Source organism: Vibrio sp. 10N.239.312.C11, from assembly GCF_041466065.1.
GTDB lineage: Bacteria > Pseudomonadota > Gammaproteobacteria > Enterobacterales > Vibrionaceae > Vibrio > Vibrio tasmaniensis_A.
Genome location: NZ_JBFSRZ010000001.1, coordinates 165,488 through 188,241, shown reverse-complemented (window position 1 = coordinate 188,241; position 22,754 = coordinate 165,488). Strand labels below are relative to the sequence as shown.

General features: G+C 44.0%; 18 protein-coding genes. 8 read left to right on the top strand and 10 right to left on the bottom strand.

The window, feature by feature from the left end; all coding sequences use genetic code 11:
- Positions 1-70: 70 nt before the first annotated feature.
- Entirely contained in the window at positions 71-1,342 is a 1,272-nt protein-coding gene (locus tag AB6D07_RS00825; RefSeq protein ID WP_017104139.1) for an alpha/beta fold hydrolase, read from the bottom strand.
- Positions 1,343-2,277: 935 nt separating this feature from the next.
- Between AB6D07_RS00825 and AB6D07_RS00820 the strand changes: the two genes are divergently transcribed.
- The 4 genes from AB6D07_RS00820 (at position 2,278) to AB6D07_RS00805 (ending at position 6,916) form a co-directional block, all read left to right on the top strand.
- Positions 2,278-4,278, top strand: coding sequence for a protein-disulfide reductase DsbD (locus AB6D07_RS00820; RefSeq protein WP_139137524.1), 2,001 nt, complete (start codon positions 2,278-2,280; stop codon positions 4,276-4,278).
- A complete protein-coding gene (locus AB6D07_RS00815) occupies positions 4,275-4,802 on the top strand; it encodes a protein disulfide oxidoreductase (RefSeq protein ID WP_009847199.1) in 528 nt (175 codons plus the stop codon). The genes AB6D07_RS00820 and AB6D07_RS00815 overlap by 4 nt, the downstream gene beginning before the upstream one ends.
- A gap of 10 nt (positions 4,803-4,812) precedes the next feature.
- Positions 4,813-5,538 carry a DsbA family protein gene (locus AB6D07_RS00810; RefSeq protein WP_372091222.1) on the top strand — a complete coding sequence of 242 codons (726 nt, stop codon included), beginning with the start codon at positions 4,813-4,815 and terminating at the stop codon, positions 5,536-5,538.
- A gap of 898 nt (positions 5,539-6,436) precedes the next feature.
- The gene (locus AB6D07_RS00805) at positions 6,437-6,916 is read left to right on the top strand and encodes a hypothetical protein (protein ID WP_012604442.1); all 480 of its coding nucleotides are present in this window, start codon (positions 6,437-6,439) and stop codon (positions 6,914-6,916) included.
- Between the two features lie 140 nt (positions 6,917-7,056).
- Here the strand turns inward: AB6D07_RS00805 and AB6D07_RS00800 are convergent, their stop codons facing one another.
- The 5 genes from AB6D07_RS00800 to AB6D07_RS00780 form a co-directional block, all read right to left on the bottom strand.
- On the bottom strand, positions 7,057-9,210 hold the full coding sequence (locus AB6D07_RS00800; protein WP_017104136.1) for a TonB-dependent receptor: 2,154 nt from the start codon (positions 9,208-9,210) through the stop codon (positions 7,057-7,059).
- A gap of 602 nt (positions 9,211-9,812) precedes the next feature.
- Complete coding sequence (locus AB6D07_RS00795; RefSeq protein ID WP_017104135.1) at positions 9,813-10,769, bottom strand: GntR family transcriptional regulator; 957 nt, start codon at positions 10,767-10,769, stop codon at positions 9,813-9,815.
- 281 nt (positions 10,770-11,050) lie between these two features.
- Positions 11,051-13,048, bottom strand: a complete 1,998-nt coding sequence (gene fhuB / locus AB6D07_RS00790; protein ID WP_017104134.1) for a Fe(3+)-hydroxamate ABC transporter permease FhuB — start codon at positions 13,046-13,048, stop codon at positions 11,051-11,053.
- On the bottom strand, positions 13,048-13,959 hold the full coding sequence (locus AB6D07_RS00785; RefSeq protein WP_017096909.1) for an iron-siderophore ABC transporter substrate-binding protein: 912 nt from the start codon (positions 13,957-13,959) through the stop codon (positions 13,048-13,050). Before AB6D07_RS00785 ends, fhuB begins: the two co-directional genes overlap by 1 nt.
- Positions 13,960-13,976: 17 nt before the next feature.
- Positions 13,977-14,744 (bottom strand): ABC transporter ATP-binding protein, encoded by a 768-nt coding sequence (locus tag AB6D07_RS00780; RefSeq protein ID WP_017104133.1) that lies wholly within the window; start codon positions 14,742-14,744, stop codon positions 13,977-13,979.
- Between the two features lie 101 nt (positions 14,745-14,845).
- Between AB6D07_RS00780 and AB6D07_RS00775 the strand changes: the two genes are divergently transcribed.
- Positions 14,846-16,102: an MFS transporter gene (locus AB6D07_RS00775; protein WP_017104132.1), complete on the top strand. Its 1,257-nt coding sequence runs from the start codon at positions 14,846-14,848 to the stop codon at positions 16,100-16,102.
- A 101-nt stretch (positions 16,103-16,203) separates the two neighbouring features.
- Here AB6D07_RS00775 and AB6D07_RS00770 read toward each other — a convergent pair whose 3' ends face one another.
- On the bottom strand, positions 16,204-17,919 hold the full coding sequence (locus tag AB6D07_RS00770) for an amidohydrolase (protein WP_017104131.1): 1,716 nt from the start codon (positions 17,917-17,919) through the stop codon (positions 16,204-16,206).
- A 322-nt stretch (positions 17,920-18,241) separates the two neighbouring features.
- Between AB6D07_RS00770 and AB6D07_RS00765 the strand changes: the two genes are divergently transcribed.
- Positions 18,242-18,772, top strand: a complete 531-nt coding sequence (locus AB6D07_RS00765) for a lipocalin family protein (protein WP_017104130.1) — start codon at positions 18,242-18,244, stop codon at positions 18,770-18,772.
- A 117-nt stretch (positions 18,773-18,889) separates the two neighbouring features.
- Here the strand turns inward: AB6D07_RS00765 and AB6D07_RS00760 are convergent, their stop codons facing one another.
- Together AB6D07_RS00760 and AB6D07_RS00755 are read right to left on the bottom strand one after the other, a co-directional pair.
- Positions 18,890-19,276, bottom strand: coding sequence for a hypothetical protein (locus tag AB6D07_RS00760; RefSeq protein ID WP_017104129.1), 387 nt, complete (start codon positions 19,274-19,276; stop codon positions 18,890-18,892).
- A gap of 74 nt (positions 19,277-19,350) precedes the next feature.
- Positions 19,351-19,656: a monooxygenase gene (locus tag AB6D07_RS00755; protein WP_012604433.1), complete on the bottom strand. Its 306-nt coding sequence runs from the start codon at positions 19,654-19,656 to the stop codon at positions 19,351-19,353.
- 201 nt (positions 19,657-19,857) lie between these two features.
- Here AB6D07_RS00755 and AB6D07_RS00750 point away from each other — a divergent pair, with 201 nt between their 5' ends.
- Positions 19,858-20,724: a LysR family transcriptional regulator gene (locus tag AB6D07_RS00750; RefSeq protein ID WP_241810811.1), complete on the top strand. Its 867-nt coding sequence runs from the start codon at positions 19,858-19,860 to the stop codon at positions 20,722-20,724.
- 50 nt (positions 20,725-20,774) lie between these two features.
- On the opposite strand, the gene AB6D07_RS00745 is transcribed toward AB6D07_RS00750, so the two are convergent.
- On the bottom strand, positions 20,775-21,389 hold the full coding sequence (locus AB6D07_RS00745) for a TetR/AcrR family transcriptional regulator (protein ID WP_017104128.1): 615 nt from the start codon (positions 21,387-21,389) through the stop codon (positions 20,775-20,777).
- Positions 21,390-21,625: 236 nt separating this feature from the next.
- Here AB6D07_RS00745 and AB6D07_RS00740 point away from each other — a divergent pair, with 236 nt between their 5' ends.
- Positions 21,626-22,750: an efflux RND transporter periplasmic adaptor subunit gene (locus AB6D07_RS00740; RefSeq protein ID WP_017104127.1), complete on the top strand. Its 1,125-nt coding sequence runs from the start codon at positions 21,626-21,628 to the stop codon at positions 22,748-22,750.
- Positions 22,751-22,754: the final 4 nt, after the last annotated feature.

The window sequence follows — 22,754 nt, the reverse complement described above, 5'->3', positions numbered from 1 at the left end:
TTAGTATTTACTGTGGTAGTGGTGTCTAAATAAACAATATCAATTGTGGACAACCAGCAGTCAATTAATCTTAAAAATTATTTTCATTGGCATTATAGCCTTGTTCGGTTCTCAACCAAAACTCAGAAAGATCTTCAAATAGGTCGTCGTTATCCAAAATGCTTAAATGATTTTCGTCGTACCCGAAAATTTGGTCGGCGTTTAATTGAGCTGGGCGCGAAAGCTGGCTTGATAGGTCAATTACGCCATCATTACTGTTGGTATTAAATAACTCCCCTGAATTGTATCCAAACGCTAAAAAGTGCGGGGTATGGTTTTTAGTTTTACTACCAAATAACTCGGCGATAAATTTTCCGTCTGGATTTAAATCTACCCAGGCTGGCATCACGATAGGGGAGTATTCAACTCCTTGCTTGGCAGATGCCACACCCCCAAACGGGGAAGATATGGTGGTGATGCTACTGACAAAATTGCACAACTGCCCGATTTGGCACTGACGAACACTGTTTGTCACGATAAGCCCACCCATGCTGTGTGCCACCACGTGTAATTGTTGGATCTTGTATTCCGTCACTATGGTATGCAGCAGGTTATTTAAGCCTTTCGAACTTAAAACCAGAGATAAGCCAGAAGGGTAGTTGAATACCCATATTTGGTATTTAGATTGATCGATTTTTTCGATTAATGGAGCAAAATCTAAAGCGGTTGCGTTGATACCATGTACAAATAGGATAGGGATTTTAGTTGGGTCGTATTCCGACAAAAAGTAGAGTCCAGCATTCCCTTCAAAAAAGAATGTTACTGGCTGCCACATGCCGAGCTTAGCGTTTTCTCGCTTAAAGGGCGGATCCGTTAAACTCACAACAGTGCCTATATCGACAAGATCCAATTCCACTTTCAGTAAAGAGGACAGTGAGTGATTAACAAAGGCTCTGGGCGCTTTGTTTTCGTCAATGGCGAGTGAAATTCTTACTGTAGAATTGTCTTGGTGATCGTGCAGATTAACGACACTGAATGGTTCGTAAGCTTGTAGGGTTAAATCTTGGTTTTTATCATCAAAGACAAGTAGGTAGTGTATTTTTCTAGATAGCTGCAATTGAATACTGTCGCTATCTATTATGCCGTCGTAGCCATCAACTTCGCTTTTATTGATATCTTTTATCTGTTGAATAACGACGGCTGAGCCCGACGCTGGTTCGGTCAAAATGATTTGGTACTGATCGGTATAGGCATCAATTGCGTCTATCTCATTCGATAGATTTCTAAAATTACTGCACCCTGATAGCACTGAACTGAGTAACAATGCTGAACTGAAAAATATTGCAGTAAGTAATCGCCTCATTCTAATTTCATCCCCATATCAACAAGCTTCGTCATTCAATCAATAATTTTTATACATAAACAAACAGCATGAGTTTAATACTAGCAAGAAAACAGAGAGTTAGGTCGTACGTTGTTCTTGAGCATGTATTGTCTTGGTCCGAGTTTACTTAGTTCACGCTGCTCGACCGCGGTATGGCTGATGTCGATTGTCTTTTCGATACTGATTGTCTTTCCGACCCTGATTGTTGGTATATGATTTTTACGATTCTCAATCGCTTTGATTCATGAAAATTATCGACATTAAGAAAAAAATTGAACTTTATTATTTTAGTTAAGTCGTATTGCTACGTTTACCATAACAAGACATCTGCAGTTTAGATATGATCTCAAGTCGAAACACACATCAGCTAACTCGTAGCGCACTATTATTAGTGGGTTGGGTTATCTGTTTCTGTCTCGCCAGCAATATGAGTTTTATCCAAGGCTGCAAAGTAAATTATGACAACAGTGATTCTGCTATTTCTACTGCCGTGCAGGCAAACAAGATTAGCGATAGTGGCGTTTTTATTGATGGGGCATCTCAATCCCAAGACGGCCAATCCGTCCAAAAATGTGAGTTATCAGAACACCTGATAAACTTTGATCACCACCAAGTCAATGATCAAGCAATATTCACGTACTTCATACTCGTTGTCGTCGTATTGTGGCTGCTAAGTACTGTCCCGTATTTCCCTCCCTTCACTGAGCCAATCCTCCACAAAGGTAGGCGCATCCATCTCAAGGTCTGTGTCTTTAAAGAATGAGAATAAGAGCGTTTAACTTACACTCATATTATTCATTTTTTAAGGAAAAATTAGACATGCCTAAAAGCAAAATGTCATTGCGCTTTGTTGTGCTTTGGCTATTCGTTGCGCTGTGTTCAACATTCATGTGAACGCAAGTGCGAGCGAATCGATGACTCCTGTTACAACGGGTTGGATGCAAGACAAGTTACATCCGTATGTAGAAACGCGTTTTGTCATGACAGGACAAATTAATAAAGAAGATAAAACCGCGGCGGGTTATCTGGAAGTGAACCTTTCTGATGAATGGAAAACTTACTGGAGAAGTCCTGGCGAAGGAGGCATTGCGCCCAAAATTAAATGGGCCGACTCTAAGAACGTTTCGCAACTGCAATGGTTTTGGAAGTTTCCTCAACGCTTCAACTTGCTCGGCATAGATACGCTGGGCTACAAGCACAACATCATCTTTCCGATGAATCTTCATATTGATGATATGAACAAACCTGTTGAGCTCCATGCAGTGCTGACGATGTCTTCATGCACCACCATATGTATTCTCACGGATTTTGACATCAACTTGGTGTTTAACCCAAGTGAGATGACCGTGAATAACGACGCGATGCTTGTCTACGCAAAAGCAATGAGCGAAGTGCCGAAAGACTCACCGCTTGTAGAGGGCACATCTACGATTTGGGATGCTCACAAGTCGCAACTTCAAGTTATTGCTACACATCAAATTGGTTGGACTGCACCCGATATAATCGTGGATGGTGATTCAGATGAAATGCAAGATGCTGAATTTGGTATTCCTCACATTGAAATTGAAGGTAACCAAGCCATTGCGACTTATGACGTAAGCAGCTGGATGGGCACACCCGATCTCAACAACCAACACATTCGTGTCAGCATCAAAGACAAAGACTTCATCACAGAATACCCAGCCACCGTTACCAACGGCATAGTGGGTAATAGCTCTATGATAAGTATGGTGCTTTTGGCGCTATTAGGAGGGTTGATTCTCAATATCATGCCCTGTGTATTCCCTGTACTTGGAATGAAACTGAGTGGGGTTATTTCTGCTCAAGGCATGGCAAGAAAACAGGTTAGGTTCCAATTCCTTGCATCTGCGAGTGGCATCCTCGCATCCTTCTGGTTAATCGCCACTTTCTTGGCTGTGTTAAAAATATCAGGCAGCGTTATCGGTTGGGGAATTCAGTTCCAAAATGGTTGGTTTATCGGTGGGATGTTTATCGTCACAGCCCTTTTCAGCGCCAACATGTTAGGGCTTTTCGAGATCCGTCTTTCATCGAATACAAGTACGTGGATGGCAACCAAGGGAGACAGTAGTTACGTCGGACACTTTACTCAAGGCATGTTCGCAACGCTATTGGCTACGCCATGTTCTGCTCCATTTCTTGGGACAGCCGTTGCATTTGCTCTTGCCACGACTATCCCGACGATGTTTGGTATTTTCACCGCACTTGCCGTTGGTATGGCACTTCCATGGATCATCGTTGCTGCATTCCCATCGATAGCTTTGGCGCTGCCTAAACCAGGAGCATGGATGAACCGTGTTAAATACCTGTTCGGCGGAATGATGCTAATCACTAGCGTTTGGCTCTTTAGCTTGCTTCGACCTCATGTCCCTCAATTGTGGCTATACGCAATACTGGCGGTCAGTGTTTGCCTATTGCTTGTCAGGTTGGTTCAAGTGCATGGAATCAAGACTGCGGGTGCTGTTGCCTTGCTGCTGTTGAGTGTTATCTCTGCCTCGTTATTTGTCGAGAAGGCAACATCCAAAATTCTGCCACCAGAACCTGAGTGGGAAGCTTTGTCGACCGTAGCCATTGATGATCATGTTGCTAACGACAAAGTAGTTTTCGTTGATGTTACCGCTGATTGGTGCGTGACTTGTAAAGCAAACAAGATCGGGGTTCTCTTACAAGATCCTGTTTACAGCGTATTGACTGAAGGTGATGTAGTGCCGATGGAGGGCGATTGGACAGTCCCAAGTGATAGTGTCACGTCATACCTACAAGATCACAACCGTTTCGGTGTTCCGTTCAACATGGTTTATGGCCCTAACGCTCCGGAAGGTATTGATCTTCCTGTCATCTTAACCAGTGATGCGGTGATGGAAGCCATTGAGAAAGCAAAAGGTGGTGACGAATGATGAGAAAAAAAGCTAAGGCAAAACCTCAGTCCAAAAAGCAGAAGTTGAGATCGGCATTACTGTATACCTTGTTCGCATTGGTCGTGGTCTTTGGTGTTGATTATTGGCGTACAAAAGACGTTCCAATGCAGAACGTTCCGCCAATGGTTGGGATGTCGTTATCCGGTAAACCGATAGATGTAATAGAGATGAGTAAGAAAGAGCCGGTATTAGTTTATTTTTGGACGACATGGTGCGTCGCCTGCAAATTTGTGACGCCAGTGGTTGATTGGTTTTCATCGAGCTATCCCGTCGTTGGTGTATCACTGACTTCGGGTAAAGATGAAAGAGTTCAACGCTATATGAATGCTAAAGGGTATAGCTACGACAACATTAATGACACTCAAGGTAAAATTGCACGCGATTGGGGAATCTCCTTAACGCCAACACTCATTGTTATTAATGATGGAAAAGTAACAAGTGTTACTTCAGGAATTACTACGCCAATAGGTATCGCAGCCCGACTTTGGTTAGCTAAGTATTAATGGGAGAAATATGAAATTCATTACAAAAAGCATCATCACACTATTGGTTACTCTGGCTTTCTCACCCGTCACTTTCGCAATGACAAAACAAGAAAAAATTGCCGAGATAACGCAAATGCTAGAAACGAACGAAGGTATTATCGATTCAGTTCACGACAGTCTAGCTGCTTACATAGATCAACAAAGTAGCTTTGATAAAACGTTAGTTGAGAGTCATGACTTTATTTATAACAACCCACATCACCCTTGGTATGGTTCCGAACATCCAAAACTGACGATCGTAAATATGACTGATTTTAGTTGCCCGTGGTGTAAAAAATTAGACCCTGTTCTTCGAAAAATAGCGGATGAGTTCCCTAATGACATCAAGGTGATAAATATTTATATCCCTCTAAAGGAGAGAGATTCGCCATTGAACTCAGCAACTTTTGGACTCAATGTCTGGAACAATGACAAAGAAAAATACAAAGCAGTTGAAGAGATGTTGATCAGTAAGCCTGGTATTCACAACGTTCGTTCGATAATGAAAGTAGCGAAGAAGAACAAAGCCACCGACTATGTTTCTTCAGACAGTGAAATGGCGATTGAAGTTGCTGAAAACTATAACTTATTTACGAGGCTGGGTGTTCGGGGTACACCAGCGATGCTAATTGATGGAACATTGCTCCCCGGCTACTTGCCATACGAAAAACTATATCCAATAGTAAAGGCTAAGCTAGAAGAGAAAAGTAAATAGAATAAATTTACGATAACTTAATTATTATCTTTGATGGATAAAAAGCCCTATTGATTAGGGCTTTCTATCATTTAAATATTAATTGTAAAAGTAGATTACAAATTAATAAACAATATACAACGCAGCTAGTCCAAATATGCCTAGAAAACTCAGAACACCACATGTCGAGTACAACAACAGTCTCATTGTTAATTCCTGATTACAAAAAATTATTAATAGTATTTACTTTTATAAATTGTCTTATGTGCAATTTAAGGGCGTGGGGTTGACAAGGTTATATTAAAATAGCACCTTCAGATAAACTATCACTTAACATTTAGTTAGAGTTTTCCATGCTGAAATAATTCCCTTTACTCTGTGTTTTTTACGAAGTAATTAGAGGTTGTTTATTTTTAATTTTTACAGGTTGATATTCCATTTTGTTTCTTGTGTGGTTGTTATTTGGGTGGGTAATACGTGAATGTAAATTGATTCATAGAGTGGGAATTAACTCGAAAAACGGAAACTAACTCGTAGAATGGAAGTTAATTTCTCTAATCTGGGTGATCAAGTTATCCTCGATGAGGACTGATACGCTCTCGATTAAGTTGTTATCAACACCGTTAAATACGTTCACGTTAGTGATTAGCTTTTTCTTAGTCTGCACCTTTTGGAAATGAGTGTGTGTCGCTGATGGAGTCATCATATGGGGGCAGCATTTGAAGAATGGCCATTTGGTGACAGTGATGAATTGGGTGTGTTTTTGCTATTGCTATAAGAGAAGGAAGGGGGATTTCTGTCGAATCATTAATTTGAATAATGATTATTGGTGGTGTCACAAAATGGTAAGTTTTGCTCCTTTTCGAGCGATAAGATGTATTTCAAATCAAGGCGACTTATCAAATTAGAGAGAGACAGAATGACTAAATCAGACAAAGTTTACGGGTTCAACACACCACAACGTCTATTCGTAGGTTACACGTTAGCTGTGCTGGTGGACTTAGTGGTACTTAACTTTTTCGATGAGTACTGGGACTTCGTCAACATTGAGTCTTTCACTATTTCTTTGATAGCGGCGTTATTACTGCAGTTATTGTTGAAACTCTCTATTGGCTTAGAGCACAAGATTGCCGAGCACTTCAAAAGTAAACCGGGTACTGCGCCTAAGGTTTATCGAGCCATCACTACTTACATCATCTTGGTGGGTTCAAAGTTCGTGATGCTAGAGGCGATTAACTTATTGTTCGGCGAGAAGGTGAGCTTTACAGGCCCTTGGAATGGTGTAGTGGCGTTCTTCGCCGTGGTATTTACGATTCTCATTGCTGAAGTAATTGTATCGAAGATCTACTTTGCGCTTGATGATAAACAAGAATCAAACTTGAAAGAAAAGACAGCTTAAGCATGAGTAGAATTAAACATAGGGGAGTTCGGAATGAACTCTCAATTGAAAAGGGTTGGCATGTTTGCCAACCCTTTTTGTCTTTTAGCCATCCCACACTTTAGAGTAAGCGACTAATTCAGCTTATGTTGACCGATTAATTAGTACTTAACTTGGTAGTTCAGAGTGTAAGTACGGCCGCGGCCTTTGTAGTCATACGCTGCTGAGTCGTAATGAGACGAGTAAAGGATCTGAGCTCGTTGACCCCAAACTGTGGTGTAGTCTTTGTTCAGTAAGTTTTGAATACCAAAACCTAGACTACCGACAGGAAGCTGATAGGTACTCACTAGATCAAACACGGTGTAGCCATCAAGTTTGTTTTTGTCGTCTTCGTAATCAAACATAGTTTGGCTTTGTACTTTTACAGATAGGTCTGTGTCATACCAACCTGCCCAAGCACTTGCTTTAGAAGTACTTGCACTTCCTGCAGATACATCTTTCCAACCGTCGTTACCTTTCACTTCAGAGGTGACGTAGTGACCAGAAGCGCCCAGTTGAATGTTGTCATGTACCCAGTAAGAAGCCATCGCCTCTAGCCCGTACACTCGCTTTTTGTCATTGATGTTTTCAATCAGGAATGTCTTTCTGTTGTACTTCACTGATTTGTCAGATTGTGAGTAGTAAGCCGCGGTTTGTAAGCTTAGCTCGCCAGTATCGAGGCGGTAACCTAACTCGAAACTGTTGGTTTTAATACCAGACATTTTTGAGTCATTAACGTTGATGCTGTCGTTGAGTTTCCAGTGATCGCCAACGAGCTTGTAGCTACCTTGTCCGTAGTATTTAGCTGGGTCTGCAAGGTCGAAGCCCTGTGAGAAGTTTGCCCAAACTTGAGACTCGTTATTAAGGTGGTAGATCGTACCTAGGTTAAATAAGCCAACACCGTAATCAGTTTCACCACCTGGTACTGCGTCTGCCGTTTTCCCTTTACCGGCAGCAATTTTCTTCTGCTGGCTGTAGCCGACAAAATCATCAATCTTGTTAGAGATGTATTGGTAACGGAATCCACCTTCCACCGTCCAATCATCGGTGATCGCATAGTCAGATTGTATAAAGCCTGCGATAGAGCTGACTTTAACACCGGCATAGCGACCCACTTGTGCATAGGTCTTGTTGACTAAGTTGCCTGAATTGTTCGCAATGGTGCGATCGTAAAGTGCTTGATTGCTATCAAGCTGATCTTGATACGCATCGATACCATAAACAATATTGAACTTATTGAAGCTCTTAGCCAGTGCTGTTTTTAATGAAATAACATCGGTAATTTGTTGACCAGAAGATTGGAAGTAAGGCGTGTAAGTTTGGTCTTCTTTACGGTATGAAGCTTCAGCAATAAATTGATGCCCAAGGAATTGATCATCGACGTAAGAGGCACTCAGCATGATGCGCTCAGTTCCGTGTTCGCGATCCGAGTAAAACCCTTTACGTACGTCAACAAAATCGCGTCCGGTGATGTATAGACCGTAAGGAGAGTTTTGCTGGCTATCGTAATATTGTGCTAGGAAGTTGAGCTTTTTGGTCTCAGACAGGTTCACGCCGACAGTTGTCAGGAAATCTACCGTCTTGTTGAACTGCAGTGAGCCTTGTGAAATGTCAGGAGTAACAATATCACCATCAGCATCGAATACACCTTGTGTCTCGGTGTAAACCACGGAAGAGCGAGCTTGAACTTTGTCGTTACCGCCAGAGATAGATTGACCGACTTTGTAATCGAAATCTTCACCTGAATTAAAGCCCGATGAGCCACCGACATAAGATTCGAATTCTAACTCTTCACCTTGTGCTTTTTTGGTGATGATGTTGATGACACCACCAGAAGCACCGGCACCGTAGATAGATGTTGCACCCGATAACACTTCGATGCGATCAATGTTAAATGGGTCGATTGAATCTAAGTGGCGGCTGATTTGGCGAGAGGATTGCAGTGATACGCCATCGATCATAACGAGCATCTTACGGCCACGTAGATTCTGACCATAGTTAGTACGAGCGCCGCTGCTTACATCTAAAGAGGGAATGCTCGCCGATAGAATTTCACCTAATGATTTACCGCCACGGTATTCCTGTTCGATTTTATCTGCGTCGATGTACCAAACTGTTCCCGGAATATCGCTGATCGCTTTAGGCGTTCGGCTTGCGACAACCACCATGTTCTCTTCGGTTGTGTATTCTTGTGCTTGGGCTGTAAACACTGTGCTTGCTGCGACAATCGCTAGCGTAACGGTGGAAAGCTTGAAACTTCCTTTTTCGGTTTTCATTTTGTTCTCAATCTTGATCAATAAAAGGCTGCACAAAGACTCATATTTGTGCGATGACTTTGTTTTTTATAAGTAAACAAGCGTTCATCTTTACTGGTTAGTAATAAATGAAGCCTCCTAAATTAGAAAAGAGGTTAACAGTGGTCACTTACTTATGGCCCCAAACATACTCATCTCGATATCTTTCAAGCTTGTATACGTTCGCATTCACGCCACCTAAGCGGTTACTACTTCAATAGTTAAAGTACGAAGTATTATCGTTAAGTTTATCAATTCTAAATAAGAATCATTATTATTGTGTTTTTGTTGCGAAAATACAATATGAAAATGCAATTTTATTTTATAGATTTGGAAACACTTGTTTGCCGGGGGGGGAGTCACTCGGGCGGAACAGAGCCAGTGCCTTGTTCCGCAAGTGTTTATGCGTGTGTGAACCATATAATTAAGAAGGTGTGAAAGTGCAGGTATTAGGGCCTGTTGATCTTTTGAACAAAATTTAACAACGAAAGGTAAACAGGCCTCGTGTGTTCATGAAGTCAGAATGGCATTTTCGATGGTAGAAGGACACGATAAGGGCAGCCATGATTTGACTGCTCACGTAGTTAACTGTTTTTTGCAATGACGCTGTTGATTAAACTTTCTCGCTGCTCCATAGAGACCGTCATTACGTCGTTGTAGGTGCGTTTCATGACTCGAATGTCATTTTCCAGTAGCTGAGCTAATTTTGTCGAGGCCGTTTGGTTGTCACCTTCTAGCACCAATTCGATGATCTCTAGGCGACGCTGGCACGATTTAGTGACCGAAGATTGAATGTGCATCGAGACGAGATCGGTCGCTTTGCGTAGGCGATTATGTTGTTGCATGGTGCTCAATAAGAAGCGATTTCCTGAACATGCGGCAAGTTGCTCGTGAAACTCAGCACTGAGGCTAAAGAGTTGACTGGCGTTGACTGATTCTGGGGCGTTAATCGCTTGAGCATGGCGATCTCGGCAGCTTTCAATTGCACTGTTATCAAGTGTCCATGTTGGTTCGAGTAGGCCTGCAGGCTCGAAAATGAGTCGACAGCGATAACTTTCGGTGTGTCTTTCTAGGGTGTTCAACACACCATCAAGCTGCCATTTGTATCCTGGACTGCGACGAAAAATACCATCGTTTTCTAATAGGCGCAGTACGCTTTGCATCTCACCACGGTTGGCATCATAACGTTGTTGCAGGTCTTTCTCGGAAAACGACTGACCTAACTCACTAAAAAATAAATCCATGAGTACGCGCAGGTATAATTGTTCTTGGCGAGGTTGTTGGTCGTTGTCTTGGCCTGAAATTTCGATATCTGCCGCATCGGTTTGTAATACAGACCCTTTATAAGGGACGACTTTAGTGATGCCTTGCGCTGACAAGTGTTTTAGCACCGCTCGAATAGGGCTTCTTGATACTTCGAATTGCTGCGCCAAAGATGATTCATTTAGGCTGCTTCCCGCTTTCGCGTTGTCGGCTTTTAGCCTCGCGATGACCTTGAATAACAAATTTTGTTGGAGCTTTGTAATTGTCGTTATGTCCATGACGCTCAGAGTATGTGTTTAATCTTGATTCCATGGTAAACACAAAAAGGCTTAAATACCATAAATTGTGTTTTTGTAACCAAAAGACAATGTTAATTAACCTGTTGCAATGGATAGGTTGGTTGGTAATTTAGCGGTTCATAGGGAATTGATCGGTTAGTGATAGCTTTGTTGGTAAGTGCGTTGATGAGTGGGTAAGAAGAGAGTCCGCTTAAAGTCTCGACTTCAAATGGAGGCTTCAAACGGGGCTTTAAGCGGAGAAAGTGACTTCTCGTGTGTGCTTATTTTCTCATTAGATAGAGGAAGTAGCCGCCACCAATCAGAGAGGCTAATAGACCTGCAGGGAACTGCCAAGGGAACCATAGCGTACGACCAATCCAGTCGGCAGCAACCATGATGATAGCGCCTAATAATGCTGCAGTGAGCATTTGAGGAATCGCGCGATATTGGTGAAGCGAACGCGCCATGTGCGGCGCCAATAATCCAATGAAACTTAATGGCCCAATGACGATGGTGCACAGAGTTGTTAGTGCCGCGACTAGCAAAAGCAAAGCCAATCGAACAGCGGTTGTGTTCATACCTAGGCTGCTTGTGGTGACGTCGCCTAAGTTAATCAGCTCTATCCAGCGATTCAAAGACAGCGCCACTGCACTGATGATGGTAACCCCAACGGCGAGCAAAATGACATCTTGATTAACGACTAAATAAGTCGAGCCTGAAAGCCAAGTGAGGAGCGCGGTTGCATTCTCATTACCCGAGCTCATTGTGATGCGCAATAGAGCGTCGAGCCCCGCACTTAGCGCGATGCCAGTTAACAAGGTTTGCGTTGGGGCAAAATTGTGTTTTCTTCCCATCAGCCAAACCACGGCAGTCACTGAAGTTGCGCCGAGTGTACCAAGCAGCATTTGCTCTTCTCGGCCGACTGCTGTGCCAAATAGTGTGCCGAGCACTAACGCCAGAGCAGCCCCTGAGCTGATCCCCAATACTTCGGGGCTCGCCATTGGGTTGTTTGAGATGCGTTGAATAATCGTGCCTGCAAACGCAAGCCCGATCCCTGCCAATAGCGCGACTAATACACGCGGTAGACGTAGATCGAATAGCGATGGGTTGAGTTCAAGATTCCAGCCGAACTGGTTTTTACCTACTGTAAGGGCAAGAACACACATTGCCATCAATAGTACTGACATCGCGGCAAGTACTTTACGCGTACTGACGAATTTGTAGTGCTCAATGGTTTCACTGCGGTTTTTGAGATCGGACTGCAGCTTGGTACGTTGCAGTAACCACAATAAGAAAGGAGCACCCAGTAGCGCCGTCATTGCGCCGGTAGGGAGAAGTTCGCCACCGAAGCCAGAGAAGGGCTGAATCACTAAATCCACAATCAATAGAATGAAGCTGCCTACCAACCCGCTGACCAGAATCTGTTTCGCGAGTGCTCTTACACCGATAAGCCTAGCGATAGCAGGAGCCACAATGCCAACGAATCCGATTAAGCCTACTTCACTGACTACGGCTGCAGTAATAAAGATCGCCAACGATAAGCAAAGCAATTTGATTTGTTTGATGTTTACACCAAGCGAAGTGGCGACATTATCGCCAAATTGCAGCGCTGATAATGGACGCTGTAAAACCAGTAATAACAGCGTCGGGATCGAGACTAAAGGTATGAGAACCTGCACGCTCGACCAATCATTCTGATTCAGTACACCTGCACCCCAAACAAAAATACTGGTAAGCCGTTGTTCATGCAGCATGAGCAACATGGTGTTGAGTGAGCCTAAAAATAGGCTGACCACCATACCGGCTAACACCATGTGTAATGGTGAAAAGCCTCGTGCAGAACTTAAGGTAAAAACTAAGCCTGTTGCAAGGCAGCCCCCAATGAAAGCGGGAATAAACCCTGGGATAGCTAGGTTAGCAGGAATTAAAAGGATCCCTAATACCATGCCGAGTTCTGCGCCCGCAGCAACACCCAATGTGGTAGGTGAGGCAATGGGGTTACGCAGTACAAATTGCATCACACACCCAGCGACTGCCAGTGCAAAACCACAAATGAGAGCGACGGTAAGCCTAGGTAAATAGGTGAGGTGAGTAATCAGATGCTGATAATTTGAAGAATCAAAGTGAAACAGCGTATCCCAAATCAAGCCAACCCCTTTCGAGTAAGGAGCGGTAATTTGCAGTAGCGAGCTGATCAACAAAACAGCAGCGACAGGTAGTGCCGCTGCCTTGATATTGAATCGCCCGGTGACGGTTTTTTCGATCTTTGCGGTAGCCATTATTTTTGGATAAGCAGTTCGGTAATGTGGTCACTAAACCTTTGAGCGGCGATTAGCCCACCGAAGGTCCAGATGGTAGGAAGTTCGTAAACGGAGTCTGTACGCGTAAACGCCATCGCTTGCCAAAGAGGGGATTGAGTCAGTTTCTTATGCTCTTCTTCCGTTAGCGGGCCAAAGATCATCACATTCGTCTGTTGGTGTTCAGCGAGCCTTTCAGTACCTGTAGTGGTAAAACCCCAGAGGTTTGTCTGCTCTTGCCAGTCGTTTTTAAGACCCATGCTGCTTATGGTGGCTTGCGCTAATGAACCTTGGCTATGAATGCGTAAGGTTTTGTCGTTGATAAAGCGTGCAAAAATCAGTGGTTTGTCTGAGTTGCCTGCGGCACGTATTTTTTCACCGTTATCGCTTAATCTCTTGTTTGTCTCATCAATCACTTGTTGGGCGCGTTGTGCTTTGTTAAATAGCTTGCCTAAAGAGAGGGTAACCGAAGTTGCGGATTCAAGAGGTTGTTTCTTTTTGCTGTAGACACTGTAAACCAAGACAGGTGCGATTTTATTGAGCTGGTGGTAGGCCGCCGCCATATGCTCACTGATTAAAATGACGTCAGGTTTGAGTTCTGTTAGTAGCTCTAGGTTTGGTTCTCTTCGAGATCCCACATCTGTCACGTCTGCATTTAACGCAGGTTTTACCACCCATTGCTGATAACCTTGTGCGTCTGCCACACCTTGCAACTCAACGCCTAGGCTTAATACGGTTTCGGTGAGTGCCCAATCTAAAGCCACCACTTTTTTAGGTGTAGCATCGAAAGAGACACTGCCCATTTCATGTTTGATTTCTAGTGCGTGAACGCTCTCTAGAGCAAGGGCGTTGAAAGCTAATACTGTGAACAGCATGGTGATGAACTTTTTCACAACAGGTTCCTTTTGATTTAAGGGATGTAGCTGATAGGTTGCCCTGTCTCAGGGTGTTTAAAGAGCGCAAGCTCCATTCCGTAGATTTGCATTAGTGTTTCTGGCGTCATCAAATCTTTAGGCGAACCGGAAGCAATCACTTTTCCAGAATGAAGCGCAATCAAATGGTCACTGAATTTGGCGGCCATGTTGACATCATGAAGCACCATGATCACGGTTAAGCCGAGTGACTGATTAAGCTCTCTGATCAAAGCGAGCAATTCATGCTGGTGCGCGACATCGAGTGCTGAGGTTGGTTCATCAAGCAAAATACATTGGCTTTGCTGAGCAAGTAGCATGGCGACCCAAGCTCTTTGTCTTTCTCCGCCGGAAAGTGTTGCGACAAATCGGTCAGAAAAGGCATTAAGGCCAACTTTCTCAATCGCTTCGTCTACGATGGCATAATCATCTTTGCTGTAACGTCCAAATGCGCCTTTCCATGGATAACGGCCAAAGCAAACCAGTTCACGAACGGTCACGCCATCAGTAATCGGTGGGTGCTGCGGCAGGTAGGCGACTTGGTGTGCAAATTCAAGGTTACTGTATGAGGCGAGTGGTTGCTCATTGAAGAAAACGTCACCTTCTGTTGGCGTATTTTGTCGACTTAACAGTTTAATGAGTGTCGATTTGCCACATCCATTATGACCAAGCAAGGTGGTGATCTTCTTTGGTTCAAAGGTCAAAGTCGTTGGCGAAAGGATTTTCTTACCGTCGATTTCGAACGAGGCATTGGTAAGTGTGTACATAATGCAATATGAAGTTGAGTTATGGGCTGCTAGCCGCTAATGTAACACAGTGAAATCAAAATGATAATTATTCGCTAAATCAATCTATTTATCATTGTAATATGCTCGTGCCCACTACGAACCTACCAACCTTATCTAGCGCCTTCGATATTATGTCTGTGATACAAAATAAAAAATTTCAACTATTGGCTATTGGTCTTGCTTCGGCTCTTATGGGAATTGGGCAAAACGGCTTACTCGTTTCCCTGCCTTTTCTTGTGGAACAGTCTGCATTCAGCTTGCCTACGTGGTCGATTCTTATCGCAATAGGAAGCATATTATTTCTGCCGTCTGCGCCTTTTTGGGGAAGGCAGAGCGACAAATATGGACCTAAACAAGTCGTCATTCAGGCATTGGTAGGCATGGCCGTCAGCTTTGCTTTTTTGTGTTTTTTTGCGATGAATAGTGACCAAGAAAAGGCGCTAGTGTTTTGTTTGATCGGACTGGTGGTGGCGCGAATAATTTATGGCTGTACGGTGTCTGGAATGGTGCCCGCGAGTCAACATTGGGCGATATTGTTGTGTGGTGAGAGAAACCGTTTACAGGCTATTACTTCGGTGAGTCTTGGTCTAAGTGTTGGTCGATTAATTGGGCCTTTGGTCTCCATTTTAGCGTTAAAGTTATCGCCTTTTGCTCCCCTGATCGTGATGATCTTTTTGCCGTGTGTTGCTTTACTTGTCACGATGTTGTTACCAACCCCTAAAGAAGAAACTCGGAAGGCAGAAGGAATAGGGCAAGCACCTTGGTTACCGAATAAAACATTACTGCCTTTTTTATCTTGCGGGTTGTTGTTGTGTGCCGCAGTCGCGTTGTTGCAATACAGTTTTTCTCCACTTATCTATTCGATCACCCGTTGGCCTACCGATCAAATAAGTGACACGATCGGGATTCTTTTGACTATCAGTGCTGCCTGTACTTTTGCTACTCAACTCTTGGTTATCAAAAAAGAAAAGCTGAAACCGTTTGTTATGTACCGTTGGGGGGCATTGGGTTTGCTTGTCGGCTTTGGAGTGTTCTTGATTCCCAGTATGTGGGCGTTAGCTGTGGCGGTGGTACTGACAGCGATTGGCGCAGCGTTGCTTGTTCCTGCTTACACGTTGTTTGCCACTGAAAAGCAAAGTGGTACACCGGGCGCAGCCGCAGGGTACATCGCTATGTCTCATACTCTAGGCTATGGCGTCGCTTCATTACTTGCGTTTACTTCAACCTTGAACCCTCAGTATCCCATCTACTTATGTGGGCTTTTTTCTCTACTGATTTTCGCGACGACTTATGTTGTAAAAATAAAGGGAAATACCAAGCTCGCTGAGCAAGCTTAATCTTATATTTCCCCTGATACTTTTTAGTGAATCAATTGGAAGTGAGCTAACGGATAGCAAATTAACTGGTAGCAAACGGCTTTGTGTCGAACGTTGGTTTGCTAATTTATGTCTTTGAAAGCAGCGTCTTCGAAAACCACATCCCCTCTTAACACTGTCATCAACACCTGAGTCTTGGCTATTTGTCTTGCCGATACTGTAGTGATGTCTTTGTTGAGAATCGCGAAGTCCGCTGATTTCCCAACCTCAATAGACCCCGTGATGTCTTCGATACCAAGGCTCTTTGCTGCATTGAGCGTGTAAGCGTCGATAGCTGTGTAGATATCAGTTAGGCCTGTTTTGCCCATGATTAAGCTATTTGCAATGCCAACTAGAGGGTTGATGTCGTGTACGTTCCAGTCACTGCTCAAGGTGATATTGGCGTCGGTTTTAAGTATCGCGTCTAAGTTCATCATGGCTTTGGCGCGGCGAGCACCAAGGAAGGCTTCTGCCCATTGGTGTTGATGTTTGGCTACGTAATCGGAACCAGCTTGGAAGTCCGCCGAGACATTGAGTTGCTTGAAGCGGGGAACGTCTTCATCATTGATTAACTCTATATGAGTTAGGGTATAAGGCTTTTGCGAACCTTGTTTACGCACGCTTTCAATCGCATCTAGTGATTCACGAACGGCACCATCACCAATGGCATGAATGTGGGCGCTAAAACCTATTTTTTCGAGCGCAGTTAGCCACTCTTTCATTTGTTCTGGTGGAATATAGTTCAAGCCATTAGGAGACTGGGGCAGATAAGTATCTAAGTAGGGTGCGAGCGTTTTGGCGGTGCCATTGATGAAGATGCCATCGCTGTACATTTTCACCTGATCGACAAGTAACAGACGGCTTTTATCGTCGGAATACATCTTCTCAAAGACTTCTAATTGAGAAGGTATTGCCATCGATGGGTATACCCAAGGGCGCAGCGACACGCGCGCCGTTAAGTCTTGATTTTGCTCGGCCTCTAGCCAAACGTCATACCAGCCTCGTTTCCAGTACATCCGGCCGTCACCGATGGTGGTAATGCCGTGCGCAGCGGCTTCTTCAAGACCGAACATTAACCCTTGGTAGCTTTGTTCAAAGAGCTCGCTTTGGCTGTTCCACGCCATCTCCATAATTTGGTCGCCAGCGTTATCTAATAAGATGCCATTGAGCTTGCCGCTGTCTTGGTCTTTTAAATAAGCGCCACCTTGTGGATCAGGAGATTGTTGGCTTATTTTGGCTATTTTTAAGGCTTTTGAGTTGACCCACATAGAGTGAGAGGTTTGCTCCATAAGCACCACGGGGCGATCAGGGAAGATACTGTCGATGATCTCAAGTGGTGTGTATTCAGAGTCGCTGTCGAGTGTCGACTCAAGAGAAAAGCCATAACCCATCAGCCAGCCTCGACCATTGGTTTCGGCATTGATTTTACACGCTTCTAAGTAAGGGATTTGCTCTTCTAATGTGGCTTCAGAGTCTAGTTCGCAATTGCCACCCAGCTCTGAGGCGGCTTCAAACACATGGTTATGATTATCAATGAACCCCGGCAAAACAAAGGCACTCTCCAAGTCGATGACATCGGTACTCTGACCTTGAAAAGATTGCGCCTGAGCGTGGTCACCGATGAAGATGATCTTGCCTTTATGGGTAACGATCGAGTCTGACTCGCGATGCCCATATATGTCGGCATTGGTAAAGATCTGGTCTGCGGTTAGGCTTTGAGAAAAAGCCGATGGCACAGAGACTAGGCTAGCGAATAATGCAATCCATGCAGTGCGTGGCAAAGTGAGCTTATTGTTCATTGTTATTTATTCCATGTTCCACTGTTTAGTAAGTATAGAAAGCGAGTGGTAAGAATCATATCGCGGATTTTTAATAATAAAGTGTCCATAGTTGCTCTCCTGATTAAGTTAACTTGCCGTATATTTTGCGGTGACTCCGACTCAATATCGAACATCAATGAAACACCATTGATTCATTCGCAGACTAAACAATTCACATAAGATTCTGAATAAATTACAGTTAGGTGAACTTTAAAAATGGATTTAACGTATTACCAAGGATGTAAGTTTATGTTTTCACAAGGCTTACTCGCATTACTAATAAAAACAAGCCGAGGTTAGGATGAAAAAAATATTATTGCTGCTTAGTGTGATTCTATTGGGTGGTTGCGTGGGCATGCCTGAAACAGTAAAGCCCGTTCAACAGTTTGAATTGGATAGATACTTGGGCAAATGGTACGAAGTGGCTCGTTTGGATCACTCGTTTGAGCGTGGCTTAGACAACATTAGCGCTGAGTACAGCTTGCGTGATGATGGCGGCGTGAAGGTGATTAACCGTGGCTATTCGGCTGAAGAAGGTGAATGGAACGAAGCGGAAGGCAAAGCGTATTTTGTTGAAGGTTCTGAACAAGGCTATTTGAAAGTGTCTTTCTTTGGCCCTTTCTATGGCGCTTATGTGGTATTCGAGTTGGACAAAGAGAATTACCAATACGCGTTTGTTTCTGGCCCAGACACCGATTACTTATGGCTGCTTTCAAGAACACCAGAGGTTGCGCCAGAAGTGATGGAGAAGTTCAAAGCGATGTCGAAAGAGCGTGGCTTCAATACCGATGAGCTGATTTTTGTGGAGCATGACAATAAGCCTAGTTCTTGAGAAGAGTTCTAACGCTTGGCTCTTGAGAGCTGTGACATGTAATTAAAGAAAGGCACCGATGAGCAATTCACCGGTGCCTTTTTTGGTTTGGCTTTGTTCTTTGTGTTTGCTAGCTCGTTAAGTAAGTAAGTAACGTTGTCGACGAGCCTGCAAAACACTGAGTACCGATAGTGAAATGAAGAATGCTGGATCGCTCCAGCCAAAGCCAACAAAGATTCCTGTAAACGCTGCATACAGTGTGATGATGGCGCCAAGCATATTCGTAACCACCAAACCTTGGATGAGCTTTTTAGCTGATACGCCGGGTTCAATGTCTCTAAGCAACCAGCTTATCGCTGCGATACCACCCAGAAAGATACTGGTGTGTTGAGAGAGAAAGTACGCGTACTTATCATTGATCTCTACGCCGTACATGGGCCACATTACCGTTGGGATAAAAAACAGTGCGATGGCAAACCCTGCGTAAATAATGCCGTGTAGGCTAAGAAAAGTTTTGTTGTTCATTACGTATATCTCTCTCTATTTATTACTTAGCTATTCAGTATCTTTGTCGTCATTCAGCGAATGAACAAGTTTGATTAACCGTTGATTGGGCCTTTATTAATGGTAGTTAATGGCTGATTGACGTCAAAAATCACACCACGCACTTCTTCAACACCCATCTCTTTTAAGCGAGCGCTATGCATCGCTAGGTAAGCCTCTGCACTGAGTTGGTCTTCAAAAAGATAGACACCACCGCCCAGTCTTTCAGCTTCGTTTTCTGTCCAGATTTTCCAGATCATACCCGGTTCGTTGTTAATAGACTTTGCTAGGTCAACGAGTGCGTTTGACATCTCTTCACCAAATGGGCCGCTAAATTCAAAATCGACTTGTAATAATTTCATGGTTATTTCTCCAAACAGTTACTTGGTATTGCGCTGAGACTGATGGTCATTTCGCAAAACATAGGAGGCTTTATTGCCTGTTGAAATAGATATTACCTGTAAAAAACAGACAGAAAAGTTCATAATGTAGTTATTAACTGTCAGGATTTTAGACCGATGAGATTGAAAACCACCCTCGACCAATGACAAACCCTTTACGAGATTGACCGCGCAGGCAGTATTCAGGCAGCGGCACTGCAATTGAACAAGAGTCACACCACGCTGATCTATGCGCTGAGAAAATTGGAGGACCAATTAGGCGTGACTTTAGTGCAGGTTGAAGGTCGTAGGGCGGTCTTGTCGGAGGATGGGAAATCACTGTTGCGCCGTGCAAGCAGTATGTTGGAACAAGCTCGCGAGCTAGAGTTGATCAGTGAACAGCTAGCGAAAGGTGTTGAGTCTGAAATTGTGGTTGCTGTTGATCACTTGTGCTGCCTTGAACGCCTTTATCAACCGATGGCTGCATTTTTGACGGAGAACAACACCACATCGATACAAGTGATTGAAACATCCCTGTCTAAAACAACGGAAATGGTGACTCAAGAACTGGCTGATGTGGCTATCATCAACTTGCCTATTACTAATTACTCAGCCGAAGCCTTTGGTTTTACGCTGATGGAGCCAGTAGTTGCTAGCTCACATCCGTTAGTAAGTGCCGTTTCGGTGTCGTTGAATCAACTGTCGTCTTTGCCGCAAATTGTGGTGCGAGATTTAGGTACACGATCTAATCAAGGCACTAAAAGCCAAGGCAACAAACAGGATGTGGGTTGGTTGAAGTCGAGTCAGCGTATTACGGTGGATAATTTCGACCATGCGTTTGGCGCGGTAGAGCAGGGAGTCGGGTATTGTCGACTACCAAAGCACATTGTTGAAAGTCGAGGTTGCGACAAGCTCACTGTGTTGAATGTCGAAAATGGCAGTGGGTATCACGTTCCGCTGCACCTGACTTTACCAAAAGGAGCCAAGACAGGCCCTGCTGCTAAACGTTTCTATGAGTTACTTCTTGAGTCAGCTTCTAATGCGATCTAACGGCGACATGAACCTTGAATCTTGAACGATTAACTATGGGTCTCGAACGATTAACGAGGCTGATTGCCGTTTAAGAACAGCGCGACACATTCGCGAGTGTAGTGAAGTCTTTCTTCTTCAGATTCTCCGCTATCGTGTCCGAAGAATCCCCAATACGCTGACTTACCATGGAACATAAGCAGCAGTTGTCTGGCTGCAATGACTGGCGAGCTTGATGTCGACAGTGTGAGATCACCAGAGTCTATTTTCGACTGCAAATAATCAGCAAGTAACTTGGTGGTTTTCTGAGGCCCAGTTTCTAAATAGATAGAGGCGATCTCTGGATGCGTATTCGCTTGGCTAATGGCATTTTGAAAGGTTTGTCTAGATTGTTCATCAAGTAATAAATCTTGAAACTTCACACCAAATTTCACCAACTCATCACCCACCGCAGCATCCATATCAAAGGCAGAAGGGCTGAGTTCACGCTCGGCACACTTAGTTTGCATGCAGGTTTCGAAAAGTTCGTCTTTGTTTTTAAAGTGAGAGTAGACCGTTTGCTTGGAAACGTTCGCTGCTTTGGCTATCTGATCCATATTGATCTTGAAGCCATGTTCAGAGAAAAGTTGGCTGGCTGCGGTTAAGATCTGCGATCTCTTCTGTTCACTCTTGATGATTTTAGTCACGTGCTTGCTTCTCGTTACTTAGTGTTGTCTCGTTACCTAGTTTGTCTCGTTGCTTGGTGCCTGTTGGTGCTCAGTTCTATGTGTCTCGTTTTACGCTAAGCATTATGCTTTTTGTGATGGTTTTATCAATCATTAACGATGAAACTTATTTTTAACACAATCAAACTAGACAGTCTAGTTTGATTTGGTTAGTCTAAAAAAAGAACATAATTGAGTACCGCATAGGAACAGTACGTATGTATAAATTGATGAAGGGAAGCGCAGTGGCAGTGGCGTTGTCGACTCTTCTTGTCGGGTGTGGTGAAAATACACAAGCCGAGATAGCATCCGATGCAGATAATGCTGCAGTGGAATCGAATAGTGCAGCGTCGACAGTCTTAACAGTAGAAACTGTCGCTTTGGAGCGCTCTCCATCGTATGCAGTACAACGTGAATATGTCGGTGTGGTAAAGGCGGGTCAACAGGCGAATTTGGGTTTTGAATTGGCGGGCAAGGTCAATGAGATTCTGGTGGATGTCGGTGACACAGTCACAACCGGTCAGCCGTTGATTCGATTGGATACTCAACTTTTGGAAACCGAGTCTAGCCAACTGAAAGCGCAGGCTGAAGAAGTGAAAGCTCAGTTGAGTCTTGTTGCTGCTAACTTAAAGCGTCAACGTTCATTGAAAGCGAAAGGCTTCAGTGCCGAAGCGGAGATTGATTCTCTCACCAGTGAGCAACGCGTATTGCAGGCGAACTTGCTGCGCATCGATGCATCGGTAAAAGGCAACGAATTGAAGTTGGTGAAATCGACAGTGCTTGCGCCTTATTCTGGCACTATCGCAACCCGCTATGTCTCGCTCGGAGATGTGGTGAATGTCGGTAATCCAACCCTTACACTGCTCGCTTCTGAGGGCAAAGAGGCCTTCATCGGTATTCCTGCTCACCAAATGCAAAAAGTCACCTCACTTTCTTCGCCTAACATCCGAGTTGGGAGAACAGATTATGCCGTGGAGCTATTGAATCCCGGCGCAATGGTGGATACCCAATCTCGTAGTGTCGGTTTGCGTTACTTGTTTCCTGAACAATCGTCGGTGTTAGAAGGGCAACTTGCCTATTTGAAATTTGATGAGCAGATTGATGACCAAGGCTACTGGGTGCCATTAACTGGTTTGATTGATGGATTGCGCGGTGTGTGGAACATCTTTGTGATTGGTGAAGACAACAAGGTCGAACGTCGAAGCGTTCAGGTGTTGTTTGCTAACAATCAACAAGCGTACGTAAGTGGGGCGATTGAAGACGGTGAACAGGTGATTGCCAGTGGCTTACATCGATTAGTTCCCGGCCAAATCGTGAAGCCAGCAAGCGTTACTGCTGAATAGGTAA